Source organism: Pseudarthrobacter sp. WHRI 8279 (assembly GCF_040224115.2).
In the GTDB taxonomy this organism is placed as follows: Bacteria; Actinomycetota; Actinomycetes; order Actinomycetales; family Micrococcaceae; genus Arthrobacter.
In genome coordinates this window covers 1,114,542-1,129,997 of the sequence record NZ_CP168162.1, presented here as the reverse complement: position 1 = coordinate 1,129,997, position 15,456 = coordinate 1,114,542, and the positions used below count along the sequence as shown (strand labels likewise).

Annotated in this window: 16 protein-coding genes and 1 tRNA gene; 6 read left to right on the top strand and 11 right to left on the bottom strand. The window is 65.1% G+C overall.

From position 1 onward, the window contains the following. From ABRP28_RS05030 to ABRP28_RS05020, 3 genes are all read right to left on the bottom strand, one after another. Positions 1 to 1,068 carry a tRNA (adenine-N1)-methyltransferase gene (locus ABRP28_RS05030; RefSeq protein ID WP_231454329.1) on the bottom strand — a complete coding sequence of 356 codons (1,068 nt, stop codon included), beginning with the start codon at positions 1,066 to 1,068 and terminating at the stop codon, positions 1 to 3. 93 nt (positions 1,069 to 1,161) lie between these two features. Continuing rightward, positions 1,162 to 2,328, bottom strand: a complete 1,167-nt coding sequence (locus ABRP28_RS05025) for a site-2 protease family protein (protein ID WP_350003306.1) — start codon at positions 2,326 to 2,328, stop codon at positions 1,162 to 1,164. Further along, a complete protein-coding gene (locus ABRP28_RS05020) occupies positions 2,325 to 3,062 on the bottom strand; it encodes an HAD family phosphatase (protein ID WP_350003307.1) in 738 nt (245 codons plus the stop codon). Before ABRP28_RS05020 ends, ABRP28_RS05025 begins: the two co-directional genes overlap by 4 nt. A 151-nt stretch (positions 3,063 to 3,213) precedes the next feature. Here ABRP28_RS05020 and ABRP28_RS05015 point away from each other — a divergent pair, with 151 nt between their 5' ends. Then, positions 3,214 to 4,119: a PAC2 family protein gene (locus tag ABRP28_RS05015; protein ID WP_231454332.1), complete on the top strand. Its 906-nt coding sequence runs from the start codon at positions 3,214 to 3,216 to the stop codon at positions 4,117 to 4,119. 50 nt (positions 4,120 to 4,169) lie between these two features. Here ABRP28_RS05015 and mshC read toward each other — a convergent pair whose 3' ends face one another. Continuing rightward, entirely contained in the window at positions 4,170 to 5,447 is a 1,278-nt protein-coding gene (gene mshC / locus ABRP28_RS05010; RefSeq protein WP_350003309.1) for a cysteine--1-D-myo-inosityl 2-amino-2-deoxy-alpha-D-glucopyranoside ligase, read from the bottom strand. A gap of 15 nt (positions 5,448 to 5,462) precedes the next feature. After that, entirely contained in the window at positions 5,463 to 6,296 is an 834-nt protein-coding gene (locus ABRP28_RS05005) for an undecaprenyl-diphosphate phosphatase (protein WP_350003311.1), read from the bottom strand. Between the two features lie 52 nt (positions 6,297 to 6,348). Here ABRP28_RS05005 and ABRP28_RS05000 point away from each other — a divergent pair, with 52 nt between their 5' ends. Further along, the gene (locus ABRP28_RS05000) at positions 6,349 to 7,284 is read left to right on the top strand and encodes an aldo/keto reductase (RefSeq protein WP_350003313.1); all 936 of its coding nucleotides are present in this window, start codon (positions 6,349 to 6,351) and stop codon (positions 7,282 to 7,284) included. Between the two features lie 10 nt (positions 7,285 to 7,294). Here the strand turns inward: ABRP28_RS05000 and ABRP28_RS04995 are convergent, their stop codons facing one another. Beyond that, a complete protein-coding gene (locus ABRP28_RS04995; protein WP_350003315.1) occupies positions 7,295 to 7,561 on the bottom strand; it encodes a hypothetical protein in 267 nt (88 codons plus the stop codon). Between the two features lie 39 nt (positions 7,562 to 7,600). Between ABRP28_RS04995 and ABRP28_RS04990 the strand changes: the two genes are divergently transcribed. Then, complete coding sequence (locus tag ABRP28_RS04990; RefSeq protein WP_231454336.1) at positions 7,601 to 7,834, top strand: DUF5703 family protein; 234 nt, start codon at positions 7,601 to 7,603, stop codon at positions 7,832 to 7,834. On the opposite strand, the gene ABRP28_RS04985 is transcribed toward ABRP28_RS04990, so the two are convergent. Beyond that, entirely contained in the window at positions 7,831 to 8,991 is a 1,161-nt protein-coding gene (locus tag ABRP28_RS04985) for an acyl-CoA dehydrogenase family protein (protein WP_350003317.1), read from the bottom strand. The genes ABRP28_RS04990 and ABRP28_RS04985 overlap by 4 nt on opposite strands. Positions 8,992 to 9,001: 10 nt before the next feature. Continuing rightward, positions 9,002 to 10,306: a M20/M25/M40 family metallo-hydrolase gene (locus tag ABRP28_RS04980; RefSeq protein WP_350003319.1), complete on the bottom strand. Its 1,305-nt coding sequence runs from the start codon at positions 10,304 to 10,306 to the stop codon at positions 9,002 to 9,004. A gap of 170 nt (positions 10,307 to 10,476) precedes the next feature. Here ABRP28_RS04980 and ABRP28_RS04975 point away from each other — a divergent pair. Next, positions 10,477 to 10,559: transfer RNA gene (locus ABRP28_RS04975), tRNA-Leu, on the top strand. A 271-nt stretch (positions 10,560 to 10,830) separates the two neighbouring features. On the opposite strand, the gene ABRP28_RS04970 is transcribed toward ABRP28_RS04975, so the two are convergent. The 3 genes from ABRP28_RS04970 to ABRP28_RS04960 form a co-directional block, all read right to left on the bottom strand. Next, entirely contained in the window at positions 10,831 to 11,817 is a 987-nt protein-coding gene (locus ABRP28_RS04970) for a metallophosphoesterase (RefSeq protein WP_350003321.1), read from the bottom strand. A gap of 110 nt (positions 11,818 to 11,927) precedes the next feature. Further along, the gene (locus ABRP28_RS04965) at positions 11,928 to 12,899 is read right to left on the bottom strand and encodes a glycosyltransferase family 9 protein (RefSeq protein WP_350003322.1); all 972 of its coding nucleotides are present in this window, start codon (positions 12,897 to 12,899) and stop codon (positions 11,928 to 11,930) included. Beyond that, entirely contained in the window at positions 12,896 to 14,041 is a 1,146-nt protein-coding gene (locus ABRP28_RS04960; RefSeq protein WP_350003323.1) for a glycosyltransferase family 9 protein, read from the bottom strand. The genes ABRP28_RS04965 and ABRP28_RS04960 overlap by 4 nt, the downstream gene beginning before the upstream one ends. A 211-nt stretch (positions 14,042 to 14,252) precedes the next feature. Between ABRP28_RS04960 and ABRP28_RS04955 the strand changes: the two genes are divergently transcribed. Then, the gene (locus tag ABRP28_RS04955) at positions 14,253 to 14,555 is read left to right on the top strand and encodes a DUF4193 domain-containing protein (protein WP_066275770.1); all 303 of its coding nucleotides are present in this window, start codon (positions 14,253 to 14,255) and stop codon (positions 14,553 to 14,555) included. Positions 14,556 to 14,715: 160 nt separating this feature from the next. Next, positions 14,716 to 15,456, top strand: a complete 741-nt coding sequence (locus tag ABRP28_RS04950; protein WP_350003325.1) for a M50 family metallopeptidase — start codon at positions 14,716 to 14,718, stop codon at positions 15,454 to 15,456.

The following is a 15,456-nucleotide window of genomic DNA, read 5'->3' as shown; positions in this document are numbered from 1 at the left end:
CTAGTTCGTGACCTCTGGGTCGTCCTTGACGTGGGTACCCGCGATGGCGTCCCGGGCTGCCCGGCGAAGCTTCTTGTCGGAGACCTGGCGCTCGCCCACCGCACCCGGCGTCCACGCGTTCACGTCCTCTTCGTTGAAGTCTGTCTTGGACGGGCGGCGCTTGACGGAGATGCCGGTGACGCCGTCGGCCAGGCGCCGGGTGACCAGCAGGAAGCCGGTATGTGCCACCATGCGGTGGTCCGGCCGGACGGCGAGCCCTTCCAGGTGCCAGCCACGCACCATGGATTCCCAGGCGTCGGGCTCGGTGAAACGCCCGTCCGCGCGGATGGCTTCGGCAGTGCGGGAAAGCTGGGTGACGGTTGCGACGTAGTTGATCCAGACACCGCCGGGGGCGAGTACGGTGGCCACGGCATCGAGGCATTCCCAAGGGGCCAGCATGTCCAGCACCACCCGGTCAACGGAGCCGGGTGCCTCGCTGCGGACAACCTCTTCCTGGAAGTCGCCCAGCGATACCTGCCAGGCGGGGTGCGGGCCGCCGAAGATTGTCTCGACGTTGCCGCGGGCGATGTCAGCGAACTCTTCACGCCGTTCAAAAGAGTGCAAATATCCGTTGTCCCCCACGGCCCGGAGCAGCGAGATGGACAGCGCACCGGAACCAACGCCGGCCTCCACGACGCGGGCGCCGGGGAAAATATCCGCCATGGTAACAATCTGTCCGGCGTCCTTGGGGTAGACGACGGCGGCGCCGCGCGGCATGGACAGGACAAAGTCGGACAGCAGGGGGCGCAGGGTCTGGTACTGCTGCCCAACGTTGTTCACAACGACGGAACCGTCCACCTTGCCGATGATGTCGTCGTGGTTCAGGAAACCGCGGTGGGTATGGAATGCGCCGCCGCTTTCGAGGGTGATGGTGTTCATGCGGCCGCGTTCGTCCGTCAGTTGGACACGCTCCCCCTCGCGGAAGGGACCCCGGCGCCGGGCGGCCCCCACCGGCTGCGAGCCGCCGGCTGCAGCCCCGGCCGGGACCGCAGCTTCTGTGGCTTCGTTGACGGCGGTTTCGCTGCTCATGACTTTCCTCGCTCCTGTAAAACTGTGGCGCCTGCATGTCGTGTGGAAACAATCCGGCGTGTGCGGCGGCAAAGCACCGGCCGGCAGGTAACTCTACCGGTTTTGGCCCTGCCGGCGTGTATCGGGCCGCCTGGGTTTGCCCGTGATGGCGGCCAGGACGGCGTCCTGGGAGAGTAGTCCGGTGACCTTGCCATTGTGGTCTACGACGGCGTAGTGCCGCCCTTCCAGCTGGGACAGGAACTGGAGCAACTCCTGTCCCTTGGACCATTCGGGGACGTAGGCGCCGGGAGACAGCGCGTAGGAAACGGCGGTGATGGGGGTTGACGCTGCGGCGTGGGGAGGAACGGAGGCCAGTGCGGCGGAATCCACAACGCCCTCCGGCCGGCCGCCCGGTCCGCAGACCACCAGCGACGTGGCGTCCCCGCGACTGTAATTCAAGGCGTCCTCCACCGTGGCGGTAGATGGCAGGCCGGCAGCGGGGGTGGAAAGCGCCGCCGCACTGACCAGGTGGAGCCGGCCCCGAAGGGTCCCCTGCTGGATGGACGCTGAGGCCCCCATCCAGAGGAAAGCGCCCACCAGCACGGTGATCATCAGCAGGCTGAAATCGGGGGCATCACCGGCAAGCAGCGGCCTGGCAACAAACCAGTACCCGATGGCGACGACGATGATCCGGCCTCCCCAGCCCGCCGCAACCGTGCCCTTGGCCTGGCTGCCGGTGGCCTTCCATACGGCCGATTCGACCAGCCGTCCGCCGTCCAGGGGAAGACCCGGGAGGACGTTGAACACGGCAATCAGGAAGTTCGCCCACATAAAGATGTTGGTTAGGATTTCCGCGACGCTGCCCATGCTTGCCGTGCTGAGAAGCAGCCACGCTCCTCCGGCCAGGACGAAATTGGCGGCCGGTCCGGCGAGGGCCACCAGGACGGAGCGTCCGGGCGACGCCGTGAAACTTTCGAACTGGGTGTGTCCGCCCCACAGGTTGAGCACGATCTTCTGCGTGGGCCAGCCATAGATTCTGGCCGTCAGGGCGTGGGCCAGTTCGTGGACCAGGACCGAAACGAGTAGCAGGACGGCGTACGCGAACGCCACGATATAAGCACTGACGCCGAGGGCCGGGTTCTGCCCGGCCAGGACGGGACCGTAGACGATGACCGTGAAAGCGGCAATGATGAACCAGGAATAAGCCAGCACCACAGGGACGCCCGCAATCCTGCCCAGCGGAATGCCTTCGCGCCGGACCGGGACAGTAGTTTCCGTCACCGTTGGTCCCCGAGCGGACGGGCCGCGTCCACGAACCCCTGCATCCCCTGGCCGCCGGGCAGGAGCGATTCGAGGTCGGCCACGGTGCGGCCAGCCAGGGAATCCCAGAGGGTGTAACGCTCGTCCTCGGGCAGCGGAACAATGTGCGGTATGGCCACGGTTGCCACACCGGACGCCACGGCAGCGGAGACACCGGGCACCGAGTCCTCCAGCGCCACGCAGTGGTGCAGGCCCAGGTCCGGGTCTGCGTCCTGCAGCCATTCGACGGCGGTCAGGTACGCCTCAGGGTGTGGTTTGCCCTGGGCGACGGTGTCCCCGGTAATCAGGACCTCGAAGTATTGCCGTGGAAGGCTTGCCACTACCTGCCTGGCCAGCGGGCCCTCGGACATGGTGACCAGTGCGCAGCGGACACCGGCAATGTGGAGTTCCTCGAGGAGTTCACGGGCACCCGGCCGCCACGGGACCTGGCGCTTGACGCTGCTGACCACCGAGTGGGTGAGGGTGTCGATGATTTCCCGGATTTCCAGTTCCACGCCGGCTTCCTGGAGCAGCCCGGCGGAAAAAGTGAGCGACTGGCCAACCAGCTGCATGGCCTGCCCGTGGGACCAGGTCCCGCCGTATTCTTCCACCAGCGCGCGCTCGGCGGCGATCCAGTAGGGCTCCGTATCAACGATCGTCCCGTCCATGTCCCACAGGACGGCTTTGAGCGGGGAACTGTCGGCTGGCAATCGCATGCCCTCAGTCTACGGGGACCGCCTGGGCGCCGGCTGATGGCTACGCCCTTGGCGAATATGGGGCTCCCCCTGACCGGCCGCAGTGCATTTGCGTGATGTTGTGGCGCTTCATTCAATGCACAGCCGCGGTCCTTGGACGTAGGGTGAAGAAATGAATAGCTTCGAGGGAGACACCACAGAACCGGGTGCCGGGCCCGAAAGGGAGCGGTTCCTGCAGCCTGTAGCTGACGGACAGCGCGTGACAGTGATGCTTGCCGCCTTTGAAGGCTGGAATGACGCCGGGGAAGCGGCCAGCGACTCCCTTCGCTACCTGAACAAACTGTGGGGCGGCAAGAAGGTGGCCTCCATCGACGCCGACGAGTATTACGACTTCCAGTTCACGCGTCCTACCGTGCGCCGGAACGCCGCCGGAGAACGCAAGATCAAGTGGCCCTCCACACGGATCTATAAGGCAAGCGCTCCGGACTCGAACGTTGATGTCATCTTTGTCCAGGGCACAGAGCCGTCCTATAAATGGCGTGCCTACACGGCGGAACTCCTGGTCCACGCCGAGGCACTGAACGTTGACTACGTTGTGCTGGTGGGGGCTCTGCTGGCGGATGTTCCGCACAGCAGGCCGATTCCGGTCAGTACCTCGTCGGACGACGCCCCGCTGCGTGAGCGCATGAACCTGGAAGCCTCGCAGTATGAAGGTCCGGTGGGCATTGTCGGCGTGCTGTCGGAGGTGGCGTTGCTGGCGGGAATCCCCACGATTTCGCTGTGGGCCGCCGTCCCGCATTACGTGGCCCAGGCGCCGTCGCCGAAGGCCCAGCTTGCGCTGCTGCACCGGATTGAGGAACTGCTGCAGGTTCCGCTGGATACGCACGAGCTCGCTGAGGAAGCGGACGCGTGGGAGCGGGGGGTGGACGAACTGGCCACCGAGGATCCCGAAATCGCAGCCTACGTCCGGCAGCTCGAGGAAGCCAAGGACACAGCGGATCTCCCGGAAGCCACCGGCGAGTCGATTGCCCGGGAATTCGAGCGGTACCTCAAGCGCCGGGGCCAGGACCGGCCCTGACCGGCACCGCCGTGCGGTCACGGTGCGGCCCCCTGCCCTGAGGGGCCGTTTTAGAGAAGCACTCCCAGCAAAGCGTCCACAGCGTCTTTGACCAGGGCCTGGTCTGCGGGACTAGCCGGTCCGCCGTCGGCGTTTGCCTGCTCGGCCCAGCGGGATACTGCCGCAATTGCGGCAGGAGCGTTAAGGTCGGCGGCAAGCGCTGCGCGCATCTCGGCCACGAGGGGGGCGGCGGAGCCTGCGGGGGCGTGGGCCAGTGCCCTGCGCCAGGCAGCCAGGGTGGCCTTCGCCTCCTCGAACCCCTCGTTCGTCCAGGACCAGTCGGAGCGGTAGTGGTGGGCAAGAATGCCAAGGCGGATCGCGGCGGGCTCCTCCCCTGCTGCCCGAAGTTTTGATACGAGCACCAGGTTTCCCTTGGACTTGCTCATCTTCTCGCCATCGAGGCCCACCATGCCGGCGTGGGCGTAGTGCTTTGCCAGCGGAACCCCCGCAAGGGAGTAAGCGTGTCCCGCGCCCATTTCGTGGTGCGGGAAGATAAGGTCCGAACCGCCGCCCTGGACGGTAAAGGGTGAAGGCAGGTACTTCTGTGCGATAACCGTGCACTCGATATGCCATCCTGGCCTGCCTGCTCCCAGGCTGCCGCCTGGCCAGCTCGGTTCCCCTTCGCGGGCAACGCGCCACAGGAGCGGGTCCAGTGCCTGCCGCTTGCCCGCCCGTCCGGGGTCGCCGCCGCGTTCCGCAAAGAGCTCGAGCATCTCGCTCTCGGCCAGCCCGGAGATGCATCCGAGGGACCACGCATCCGGTGCGACGGACTGCTTGCCGGCCGCCTCGACGTCGTAATAGACGTCCCCGTCGGGTTCGCCCTTGGTGCCCGGCACTGTGTAGGCCAGCCCAAGGCTCACCAGCCGTTCCACTTCCGGCACTATCAGTCCGATGGACTCCACGGCGCCCACGTAGTGGTCCGGGGGCAGGACGTTCAGTGCTTCCATGTCCGTCTGGAAAAGTTCGATCTGGCCGGCAGCAAGGTCCCGCCAGTCAACACCCGTGGCCTCGGCACGTTCCAGGAGCGGATCGTCAACGTCCGTGACGTTCTGCACATAGGCGACGTCGCGGCCGGAGTCCCGCCAGGCCCGGTTCAGGAGGTCAAAAGCGACGTAGCTGGATGCGTGCCCCATGTGGGTGGCGTCGTACGGCGTGATGCCGCAGACGTACATGGACGGCCGGCTCTCGTTGTCCAGTACCACCTCCTTGCGCACCGCTGTGTCGAACAGCCGGAGGGCGGGCATGCTTCCGGGCACGTCAGGAACGGGGCGGGATATCCAGGATTTCACACACCAAGCCTAGTGCTAGGCGCTGATGACATTGAAACCGAGCAGGAGGTACAGGGCCAGGCCAAGGAAGATCCGGTACCAGACGAACAAGCGGTAACTGCGGGTGGACACGAACTTCAGGAACCAGCCGATGATGACGTATCCCACAACGAAGGCAATCATTGTGGCCAAGGCGGTTTCCGGCAGTCCATAGGGGCCGGCGATGCCCTCATTGGTGACGGTCTTATAGAGCTGGTAGAACCCGCTGCCGAATACGGCAGGGATGGCCAGAAGGAACGAATAGCGGGCGGCGGCCTCGCGGGTGTAACCCATCAGGAGGCCGGCCGTAATGGTTCCGCCGGACCTGGAAACACCGGGAATCAGTGCCAGGGCCTGGGCGAAGCCGTAGAGGATGCCGTGCTTGTAGGTGAGCCGGCTGAGGTCCCGCTCCTGCGTGCCGATGGCATCAGCGACCGCCAGGAAGAGCCCGAAGACGATCAGCATGGTGGCCACAATCCAAAGGCTGCGGAGAACGGACTCGATCTGGTCCTGGAACAGGAGGCCTAGAATGATGATCGGAAGGCTGCCCAGGATGACCAGCCACCCCATCCTGGCGTCCGGGTCCTGCCGCGATACCTTGCCGGTCAGCGAACCCGTCCAGCCCTTGAAGATCCGGACGATGTCCCGCCAGAAGTAGACCAGGACCGCGGTCTCGGTACCCAACTGGGTGATGGCTGTGAACGCTGCCCCCGGGTCAGCCGCATTGGGCAGGAATTGCCCCACAATCCGAAGATGCGCACTTGATGAAATCGGTAGAAATTCGGTCAAACCCTGCACTAGGCCCAGCAGGGCCGCCTCAAACCAGTTCACGCTAAGACCCTACGTCATAGGCGGTGCCTGTTCTGGCCGTAAGCTTGCTGCTATGCAGCAGCGTTACGTCGGCAACAGTGGATTGCGTGTGTCCGCCCTTTCCCTCGGCACCATGGGCTGGGCCGGCGAAACCGACGAACAGGACGCCTCGGAACTCCTGCGCACCTTCCTTAATGCGGGTGGCCGCCACGTTGATACTGCCGCGTCCTACGCCGACGGCCGCTCGGAGGCCATGATCGGATCGCTGCTGGGCGACGTAGTGGCGCGCACGGAGATTTCCATCTCCACCAAGGCAGGGATGACGACGCCGGACGGCCGGCGCGGCGTGGACACGTCCCGCAACGCCATGCTCACCGGACTTGATGCCAGCCTGGCCCGGCTCGGCACCGACTATGTGGATATCTGGTTTGCCCAGGCCTGGGACGCCAACGTTCCGCTGGACGAAACCCTGTCCGCCCTGGAATTTGCCGTCCGCTCCGGCCGGGCGCGCTACGCCGGCGTTTCAAACTTCAACGGGTGGCAGACGGCGAAGGCCGCTGCGGTTGCCGGGTTCCCCCTGGTGGCCGCCCAGGCCGAGTACTCTTTCCTGCAGCGCAGGCCCGAGGCTGAGCTTATCCCTGCGGTTGAAGACGCCGGACTGGGCCTCATGGCCTGGGCGCCGCTGGGCCGCGGGGTGCTGACCGGCAAGTACCGCGGCAGCATTCCCTCCGGATCCCGGGCGGCGTCCGCAGCCGAGGCCGGGTACGTTGAGCCCTACCTTGAGGAGAAGCCCTCCCGGACCGTGGAAGCCCTATGCATGGCGGCCAAGGGGCTGGGGCGGACGCCGCAGGACGTATCCCTCAGCTGGCTCCTGTCCCAGCACGGCGTGGCTACCGCCATTGTGGGTCCGCGCACGCCCGCGCAGCTGAAAGAACTCCTGGACGCGCAGCTCACTCCGCTGCCGCCGGAAATTGCCCGGGCCCTTGAGGATGTTTCAGCGCCGCTGTAAGTCCGCGGCCCTAGTCCTGGACGATTTCCAGGTCCTCATCGTCATCCACGTCGCTTTCTTCGTCCTCGTCGTCCTCGTCGTCAAAGACCTGGAGCGGCGTCACCTCGTTGTAGGCCTCATAGAGCGCATCTTCGTAAACTTCGAAGGCGTCCGCGACCGCGAAAAACGCCGCCTCCACGGAGGGGTCACCATCTCCGCGGCGGTTGGATGCTGCTATAAGGTGTTCTTCCATAGCGGTGGTCAAGGACTGAAGCGCGACACGCGGATCGATGCTCATGACTTCACGTTAGCCGGAAAAGGACGAAAATGGAGAGCAATGAAGGAACAATTTCTCACCAGCTCGGTCCAGCGGGAACGGGACTATTTGAGGCAGTACGAGTACCTCGTGCTGACGGTCAGTCCTGAGGATTCACTGCCTGAGGCGAGGCGCCGCCTGGTGGAACATTCCGAGTACGGCAAGTGGGAGCTGGAGCGCAGCAAGCTTTATGTTGGCGGCGGACGGCGGTTCTGGCTGCGCCGGCGGGTCCTGCAGGTCCAGCGGACGGTCTAGCCTTCCAACGGACCCAGCCACGCGTTGGCAACGGTGTTGTGGGCGGATTCATCATCGGACGGATGGAACATGCCTGCCAGTACGTCCCGGTAGAGCCGCTCCAGTTCTGAGCCGCGGAAATAGCTCGATCCCCCACTGACACGGATAGCCAGGTCCACAACCTTCCGCGCAGTCTCCGTGGCGTTTACCTTCAGGCCAACCAGCTTCGGAAACCACTGCGCTCCGTGGTCTGCCAGGGCGTCCACATCCGCGGCCACTGCAGCCAGCTGCGGATACAGGGCGTCCATGGCCATGGCTGCCTCCGCAACCTTCCACCGGATGTCCGGATCCTGCGCGTAGCTGCGTCCGTTGTTCTTGAACGAGGTGCGCCGCTTCACAGCCTCCACGCCCACTGTGAGGGCGCGCTCCCCCACTCCCGTGTAGACGGCCGCGAGCAGCGTCTCGAAACAGGCGAAGATCGCGAAGATCAGCGGGTCCCTGCTGGGACCGACGGGAATCTTGCGGAAGATCCTTTCCGGCGAGACAGTGGCACCGTCCAGGACGGTGGTGTTGGACTGGCTCGCGCGCATGCCCAGGGTGTCCCAGTCGTCCACGACGCGGTATCCCGGCGTTTCCCGGGTGATGAAGCCGTGGACCAGTTCGCCTTCCCCTTCCCGGGCATGCGGGTCCTTGCCGAAAATCCCCAGCCGGGTCCAGGCCGGCGAGAGGCTTGTGAAAATCTTCGTCCCTGTGAACGAGTAACCACCGTCCGGCAAGGGAGTCGCGGTGGTCCGTGAATCGAACAGGACCGAATCGTTGCCGGCCTCGGAATTGCCGAAGGCAAAGACGGCGCCGTCCGCAGCTTCCTTGAGGACGAAGTCAAGGGAGGTGTCGCCGCGGGCTTTGAGGACATGCGCGACGCCGGTCCATACCAGGTGCATGTTGACGGCCAGTGCTGTGGCGGGGGCGGCCGTTGCGAGCCTGCGCTGGCACTGTGCCACCGTTTCGAGGCCAAAGCCCAGGCCGCCGTCGTCCGCTGGAACGAACATCGTCAGGTAACCGGCACCCACCAGTTCCTCAAGGTCCTCATGGAAGAACGCGTTGTCCCGGTCATAGCCGGCGGCACGGCCGCGGATGCGCTCCAGGAGGGCGTCGGGCAGGACTTCCTCGGGGGTCATGGCGGCCGCGTCAGTAGTTGGTGAGGAGGGTGTTGAGGACCCGCGCACCGAACTTGAGCGAATCGGCCGGGACCCGTTCGTCCACGCCGTGGAACATGCCGGTGAAGTCCAGTTCGTCCGGCAGCATCAGGGGCGCGAAACCGTATCCGGTGATGCCAAGCCTGCTCAGCGACTTGTTGTCCGTGCCGCCGGAAAGGGTGTACGGCAGCACCTTGGCGCCCGGGTCCTCGGAGTGCAGGGCGTCAATCATGGAGTCCACCAGGTTGCCCGCGAAGGGCACCTCCAGGGAGACGTCCTGGTGCACGTAGCTGACGTCGACGCCCGTGCCGGCCAGTTCGCGGACGATCTCCAGGACGTGTTCCTGCTGGCCTGGCAGGGTGCGGCAGTCGATCAGCGCCTCAGCGGATTCCGGGATGACGTTGTGCTTGTAGCCGCCCTTGAGCAGCGTGGGGTTAGTGGTGTTCTGCAGTGTTGCCCCAACGAACCGGGCTACGGTTCCCAGCTGGCTCAGCAGGACATCCGGGTTGTCGGCGTCGAACTCCACGCCCGTGAGTTCGGTCACCCCGTCAAGGAACTGCCGGGTGGTGGGGGTCAGCTCGATGGGCCACTTGTATTCACCGATGCGCGTGACGGCTCCGGCCAGCCGCGTCACGGCGTTGTCGGTGCTGATCTGGGAGCCGTGCCCCGCCCTGCCGTGGGCCACCAGCCGCAGCCATGAAATGCCCTTCTCCGCGGTTTGGAGGAGGTACGTCCGCTGGCCGCCAATAGTGGCCGAGAATCCACCCACCTCCGAGATTGCCTCGGTGGCGCCCTCGAACAGCTCCGGACGTTTGTCCACGGCGTAGCGGGCACCGTAGGCGCCGCCCGCTTCCTCATCCGCGAAGAAGGCGAAGATGATGTCCCGCTTGGGCTTCCTGCCGGTGCGGGCGAATCCCCGCAGCACCGCGAGGATCATGGCGTCCATGTCTTTCATGTCGACGGCGCCGCGTCCCCAGATCAGCCCATCCTTCAGTTCGGCGCCGAACGGGTCCACAGACCACTGGTCCCGAAGCGCCGGCACCACGTCCAGGTGGCCGTGGACCACGAGGGCACTGGCGGACGGGTCCTCGCCGGCCATTCGGGTCACCACGTTTGCCCGCCCCGGTGCGGACTCAAAGATTTCGGCGTCCATGCCGACTTCCTCGATCAGGCCGGCGGCATACTCCGCCGCGGCGCGCTCGCCCGGACCCGAACCGTCACCGAAGTTGGAGGTGTCTATCCGGATGAGTTCCTGGCAGATCCGGACTACTTCATCCTCGGGCATGACGTCAGGCATGGAGGGCTCCTCACTGGAAATGACTGGCTGGTGCAACGCTGATGTGCTGCCCTCAGCCTACCCACTTGGCCCGATTCGATGTTTCAGGAAAAGTCGTGTTAGAGTTTTTCTCGCTGCTTCGGAGAAACGCGAAACGCTGAAAGGCGGAAACGGTTTCCGAATCACCACCTGCGCGGGTGGCGGAATGGCAGACGCGCTAGCTTGAGGTGCTAGTCCTCGAAAGGGGGTGGGGGTTCAAGTCCCCCTCCGCGCACAATGGGAAAGCCCCGGAAAATCACTGATTTTCCGGGGCTTTTTTGTATTTGCGTGTCGCTGCCGGCGTCCGGCACTCCAGGCGGCCGGGTACGGGTTCCCCACAAAGCAGGTACCAACTACTCGGGTGCAGGCCTTTCAGGGATCCTAATGTGGTTCACGGAACCGGCGACGAGAGCCACGCCTGAGACCACGTGTGCTCGCCCCCAGCCGTCGCCGGTTCCACTCACCCCGTCCTGAGACTGCGCTTATTGTGCGCAATGCGCCCGTGATCACTTCCGGATGCTGAACGAATCAGAGAAGGTGTAGCCGTCCGCCGGAACAAGCTTCACGTCCATGCGGGTGTTGGTTGCCGTGACGTCCAGCGTCCCTAGTGTCGAATTGTGGTTACCGGCTGACCAGGATGCGAAATAGTGCGACTCGGGGTCGTCGATGTTGATTTCGCGGGGTGTCCGCCCTCCAATGCCCACGGTGACGAAGACCGTTCCCCTGCCTTGGGTCATGGAGTCTCCGGTGTCCACCACACATCTCTTCTCCACGGTTTTGGCTCTCATATACTCACACCGGTCACTGAATCCGAGTTGGCGGGTCCGCTGGTACAGGTGCTCATGGCCGCTGAGAACGAGGTCAACCTTCTTCTCGATCAGCATGTTGGTGAGGGCTTCTCCCGCTGCGCAGGCATACCGCCCCATGGTGAAACAGGGAGTATGCATGGCGACAACGGTCCAGGGAATGTTCTCTGTCCGCGCTCCGTCGATTGCCTGTTCCGTCCAGTTCCACCGCTCGCTGTCCTTTGAATAGTCGAGCTTGCCACCAGGAAACTCGATACCTGGTGAAACCACGATGATTCGGGCCAGTGGTTCTTCCTGCGGAACGTCTACGTACCACTGTTCGGCGTAATCGCCTTGCAGGCCGGGAAGACGGTTGGGCAGGCAAGCGGCCAGCTTCTCAATATCACCGTCAGAGCCATCGCTCTCATGGTTTCCAGGAAGCAGCTGGTAGGCGAACTCCCCTCCCAGCTTTCCAGTGACCATGTCGCAGAATTTCTGGTCGGCGCCGGGCTCGTAGGGGAAATCACCCAGCCCGATATTGAAGTCCGGTTTCAGTTGGGCCACCGTATCCAGCACAGCCAAGGCGCCTTCACCCAGGCCTATGTCTCCCGCGGCGGTGAAGTGGACGGACTCTTGATCCTGGGATCCGCACGCGGCCAGGACAGCGAGGCTGAGTGTTGCCATTCCGGCGGCCAGCAACTGCCTCACCGATCGCTTGCTACGAATCATGGGTGAACCAACTCCCGCGGAAGTGTAGTGGCTTAGCAGCTTGAAGCGATCCTACCGGTGTGGCCGTTAAGGACAATGGGCTGGCCGGCCTAAAGGACGCCCAGCTCCCCCACAGCGGCCAGCACATCCGGCACGGTAACCGCCAGCAGGGCGGGGTCGGGTTCATGGGCAAATGTGTCTCCCCGCCGCAGCTCAGCCCGGGTCAGGACTATGTGGGGACCCGGCGGCGGGCCCCAGATTTCGGGCGGGGCAGGCCCAAACAACACCACCGACGGCGTACCGTAGGCCGACGCCAGGTGCGCGGCGCCGGTATCCGCGGAGATCACCAGCCGGGCAGCGGCGATGGTGGCGGCGAACTCCCCCAACCCCAGCCTCCCGGCCAGCACGGCGTCGTCGGGAAGGCCGGACTGCCGGCACACCTCCACTGCGCGGTCCCTTTCCCCGCTGCCGCCGGTAAAAACAACGGTGTGCCCGGCCACGGCGAGCGCAGAGGCAACAGCGGCAAACCGCTCGGCAGGCCAGAGGCGGCTGCCGTAGGCTGCCCCGACATGCAGGACGGCGGCTCCGGGAACGGGGCTGGGCCGATGGGGCGCCTGCAGCTGGATGTCCAGCGGATCGGCTTCGATGCCGTGCCATTCCAGGAGCGCCGTCCAGCGCTCCCTTTCATGCAGGTGGGCACGCCACGGCGGGCCGTCCCGGTGCTGGCTCCGGTGCCCGATAGTGTGCCGCGCCTGCAAAGCTTCGATCCTTCCTTGGCTCTCCGGGCCGCTGCCGTGGAGGTTTACTGCCACATCGACCACGCCGGGTTCCAAAGCCAGCGGCTCGTCCAGGCCATGGGTGGGCAGGAGCTCATAGCCGCCCACCAGCCCCAACGCCTCCGACAGCCACCCCTGGGCCGCGTACCGCAGGCGATGCTCAGGAAAGGCGCGGCGAAGGGCTTTAAGGGCGGGCACGGCCACCAGCAGGTCCCCCAGCTTTAAGGCCCGCAGCACCAGCAGTTCGGGTTTTGCGTCGCCAAGGTTCCCCGGCGCGGGCTTGGTGAGGACCTCCCCGCCGCTCATGCGTCCTCTTTCGGCAGCTCTGTGGCGGCCAGGCTCCGCACGTCCTCGTAAACATCACGGACCGAGACATCTGCCACGGCTGAGTCGTCATGGGGGCACCGGGGCGCCGTCCAGCCGACCTGGGTGACGTCTATCCCGCAGGAGGGGCAAGCGGTCACCCAGGATGCGTGTATGCGGTGCAGGCTCCGGCCCAGCGCCCCGGCGTTGATGACGTTGCCCGCCCAGAACACTCCCACTGTGGGCACTCCCAGCGCCTGAGCGAGGTGCCGGGGGCCGCTGTCATTGCCAACCACCACTGCCGCACGGGCTAGCAGCGCCACAAGCCCGCCCATGTCAAGGTCCCCGGCCAGGGATCGGACGTGGGCGGAGGCTGCCTGCTCCGCGACCTCGCCGGCCAGTTCCTGCTCGCTCTCATCCCCGATGACCACCACCCGGAACCCGTCCGCGGCGCACGCTGCCGCCAGTTCAGCGAACCGCGCAACCGGCCAGCGGCGGCGGGGATCCGTGGCGCCCGGATGGACCACCACCAAAGGCCCGGTGCCGCCGTCGTCCATTACGACGGCGGGGCACGCAAGTCCCGGTGCCGGCGCCAGGCGTGCCTCGAGGTCGATGGGGAAGGCGCCGGCCAGGCCAGCGACTTCCAGCGCCCTCAGCGGCTCATGCTGGTAATAGAGGTAGGGAACCGTCCGCTCCAGGCTGGCGGCGTCCGCGGTACGGGTGCCCACCGTGTGCCGCGCTCCCAGGCGAAGGAGGAACGGGTTTGAATACCGCCCTCCGCCATGGAGCTGGACGGCAAGGTCGAACCCGCGTTCGCGCATGGCATCAAAAAATGTATCCAGTTCCTCCGTGGCCTCCTGCCCCGGGCGGACGCCTTCAGCAAAGGGCAGCACGCACACCTCATTCACGGGACTTGTGGTTGCGTCGATCAGTGCCTTGTGCACGGGGGTGCCCAGCAAAGTCAGTGTTGCGCCGGGATAAGCCGCCTTGAGGGCGGACATGGCCGGAATTGCAAAGACCAGGTCGCCCAGGCCTCCGCCCCGCAATACAGCGATCCTCGTCACGTCCTGGAACTTTTCCAGGACAGGACCAACACCGGTACCAACCCGCCGGGAACCACCGAACTCTGCAGTGAGCTGCTCCACGTATACCCCTTACCCGTAATGCAGAGACCGCGCGCCGTGCGCTACGTCCTCCGCTGCCCTGCCATCCATGCTGCGGTGATAAACCGCAGGATGCCTTCTTTCAACCCTTACCCAGTGGAGGGTCAACATACTCCGGCTATTGGGGAATAGCCTCGTGATGCTGTACGTTTCATACGCGACAGGCGAACCAAAGAAAAGAGAAGCACCTAAAGTGGCAACCGATTACGACGAACTGCGCTCCGACGTCAAGGAATCGCAGGACAACTCACTCGAGCAGCTCCAGTCAGCTAATGCTCCCGACGCCCGCAGCGTTGTGCTGGAACTGGATGAGGCTGACGGGCTTGACGGCGCAGGCGTGCCCGGAGGCGAGTTCGTGGCCGAAGAGCTCGTGGTACAGGTCATCCCGCAGGCTGAAGATGAATTCACCTGCTACTCCTGCTTCCTGGTCCGTCACCGGTCCCAGATAGCGCGCCAGAAGGATGGCCACAGCTACTGCACCGAGTGCGAAGGCTAGTTAACACAGTCGACGTGGGGCTTCGGGAACATCCGCGGCCCCACCGATCCTAAGGCACGCCCTTTTCGTTGGCGTGCCTTTCGGCTTTAAGCCGGCACCCAGGACGTCCCGGTACTGTGGCGCGTATGGCACACGATGACCCGGCCGGCACCTGGCTTTGATGAACATATCAGTCGACCCGTGGAATAAGTTGCTGGATGCCTTCAGCCGGGCGGACGCCCCTGACGTGACGTTTACCGAACTCGCGCTGGTGCTGGTGATCGCTGCCGCCTTGTCCGTTCCGCGGCGTTCCTGGAAGTACTTCGGGCTGCTGGCCACGGCAACGCACGAAATGGGGCATGCGGCCGCTGCATTGCTGAGCGGCCAGCGGCTGTCAGGCATCCGCCTGCGCCTCGACCATTCCGGAACCACCACCACCTACAGCCGCAGCAGGCTTGCAAGCGCATGGTCGTGCTTTTGGGGTTACCCGGTCCCGGCCATTGTGGGCGCCGCGTTTGTCTGGTGCGGATTCAACGGTTGGGGCCCGGCCGCCATCACGGCTGGCGGCCTTGCCCTGGCTGCCTCGCTGCTGTTCCTGCGCAATCTTGCCGGCATCCTTATTACTTTCACCGCAATCGCCGTGACACTTCTCCTGGTGCTCCTGGTCCCGGAGGCATTCGTCGGGCACGTGGCCGTCATCCTGGGGATGGCGCTGCTGGTGGCCGCCGTGCGCGACCTCATCAAGCTGGCGCACCTTCACCTGCGCCGGCGGGAAAGGCTGGCGAGTTCTGACGCCTACCTGCTGTGGCGCGCCACCTCAATTCCCTCCGCCGTGTGGATCGTACTCTTCGCGGCCCTGGTGGCGGGCTCCTGGCTGTGGGCCTGGCAGCCCATCTCCACAGTCCTCTACGCGGGAGCATAG

Bases quoted from the DNA above. Each gene is read 5' to 3' on its own strand.
- ABRP28_RS05020 (WP_350003307.1), bottom strand. From the start codon at position 3,062: ATGCGATTGCCAGCCGACAGTTCCCCGCTCAAAGCCGTCCTGTGGGAC.
- ABRP28_RS04995 (WP_350003315.1), bottom strand. From the start codon at position 7,561: ATGAGCATCGATCCGCGTGTCGCGCTTCAGTCCTTGACCACCGCTATG.
- ABRP28_RS04985 (WP_350003317.1), bottom strand. From the start codon at position 8,991: ATGACCCCCGAGGAAGTCCTGCCCGACGCCCTCCTGGAGCGCATCCGC.
- ABRP28_RS04965 (WP_350003322.1), bottom strand. From the start codon at position 12,899: ATGAGCGGCGGGGAGGTCCTCACCAAGCCCGCGCCGGGGAACCTTGGC.
- ABRP28_RS04990 (WP_231454336.1), top strand. From the start codon at position 7,601: ATGAAGGAACAATTTCTCACCAGCTCGGTCCAGCGGGAACGGGACTAT.
- ABRP28_RS04950 (WP_350003325.1), top strand. From the start codon at position 14,716: ATGAACATATCAGTCGACCCGTGGAATAAGTTGCTGGATGCCTTCAGC.
- ABRP28_RS05000 (WP_350003313.1), top strand. From the start codon at position 6,349: ATGCAGCAGCGTTACGTCGGCAACAGTGGATTGCGTGTGTCCGCCCTT.
- ABRP28_RS04980 (WP_350003319.1), bottom strand. From the start codon at position 10,306: ATGCCTGACGTCATGCCCGAGGATGAAGTAGTCCGGATCTGCCAGGAA.
- ABRP28_RS05030 (WP_231454329.1), bottom strand. From the start codon at position 1,068: ATGAGCAGCGAAACCGCCGTCAACGAAGCCACAGAAGCTGCGGTCCCG.
- ABRP28_RS05015 (WP_231454332.1), top strand. From the start codon at position 3,214: ATGAATAGCTTCGAGGGAGACACCACAGAACCGGGTGCCGGGCCCGAA.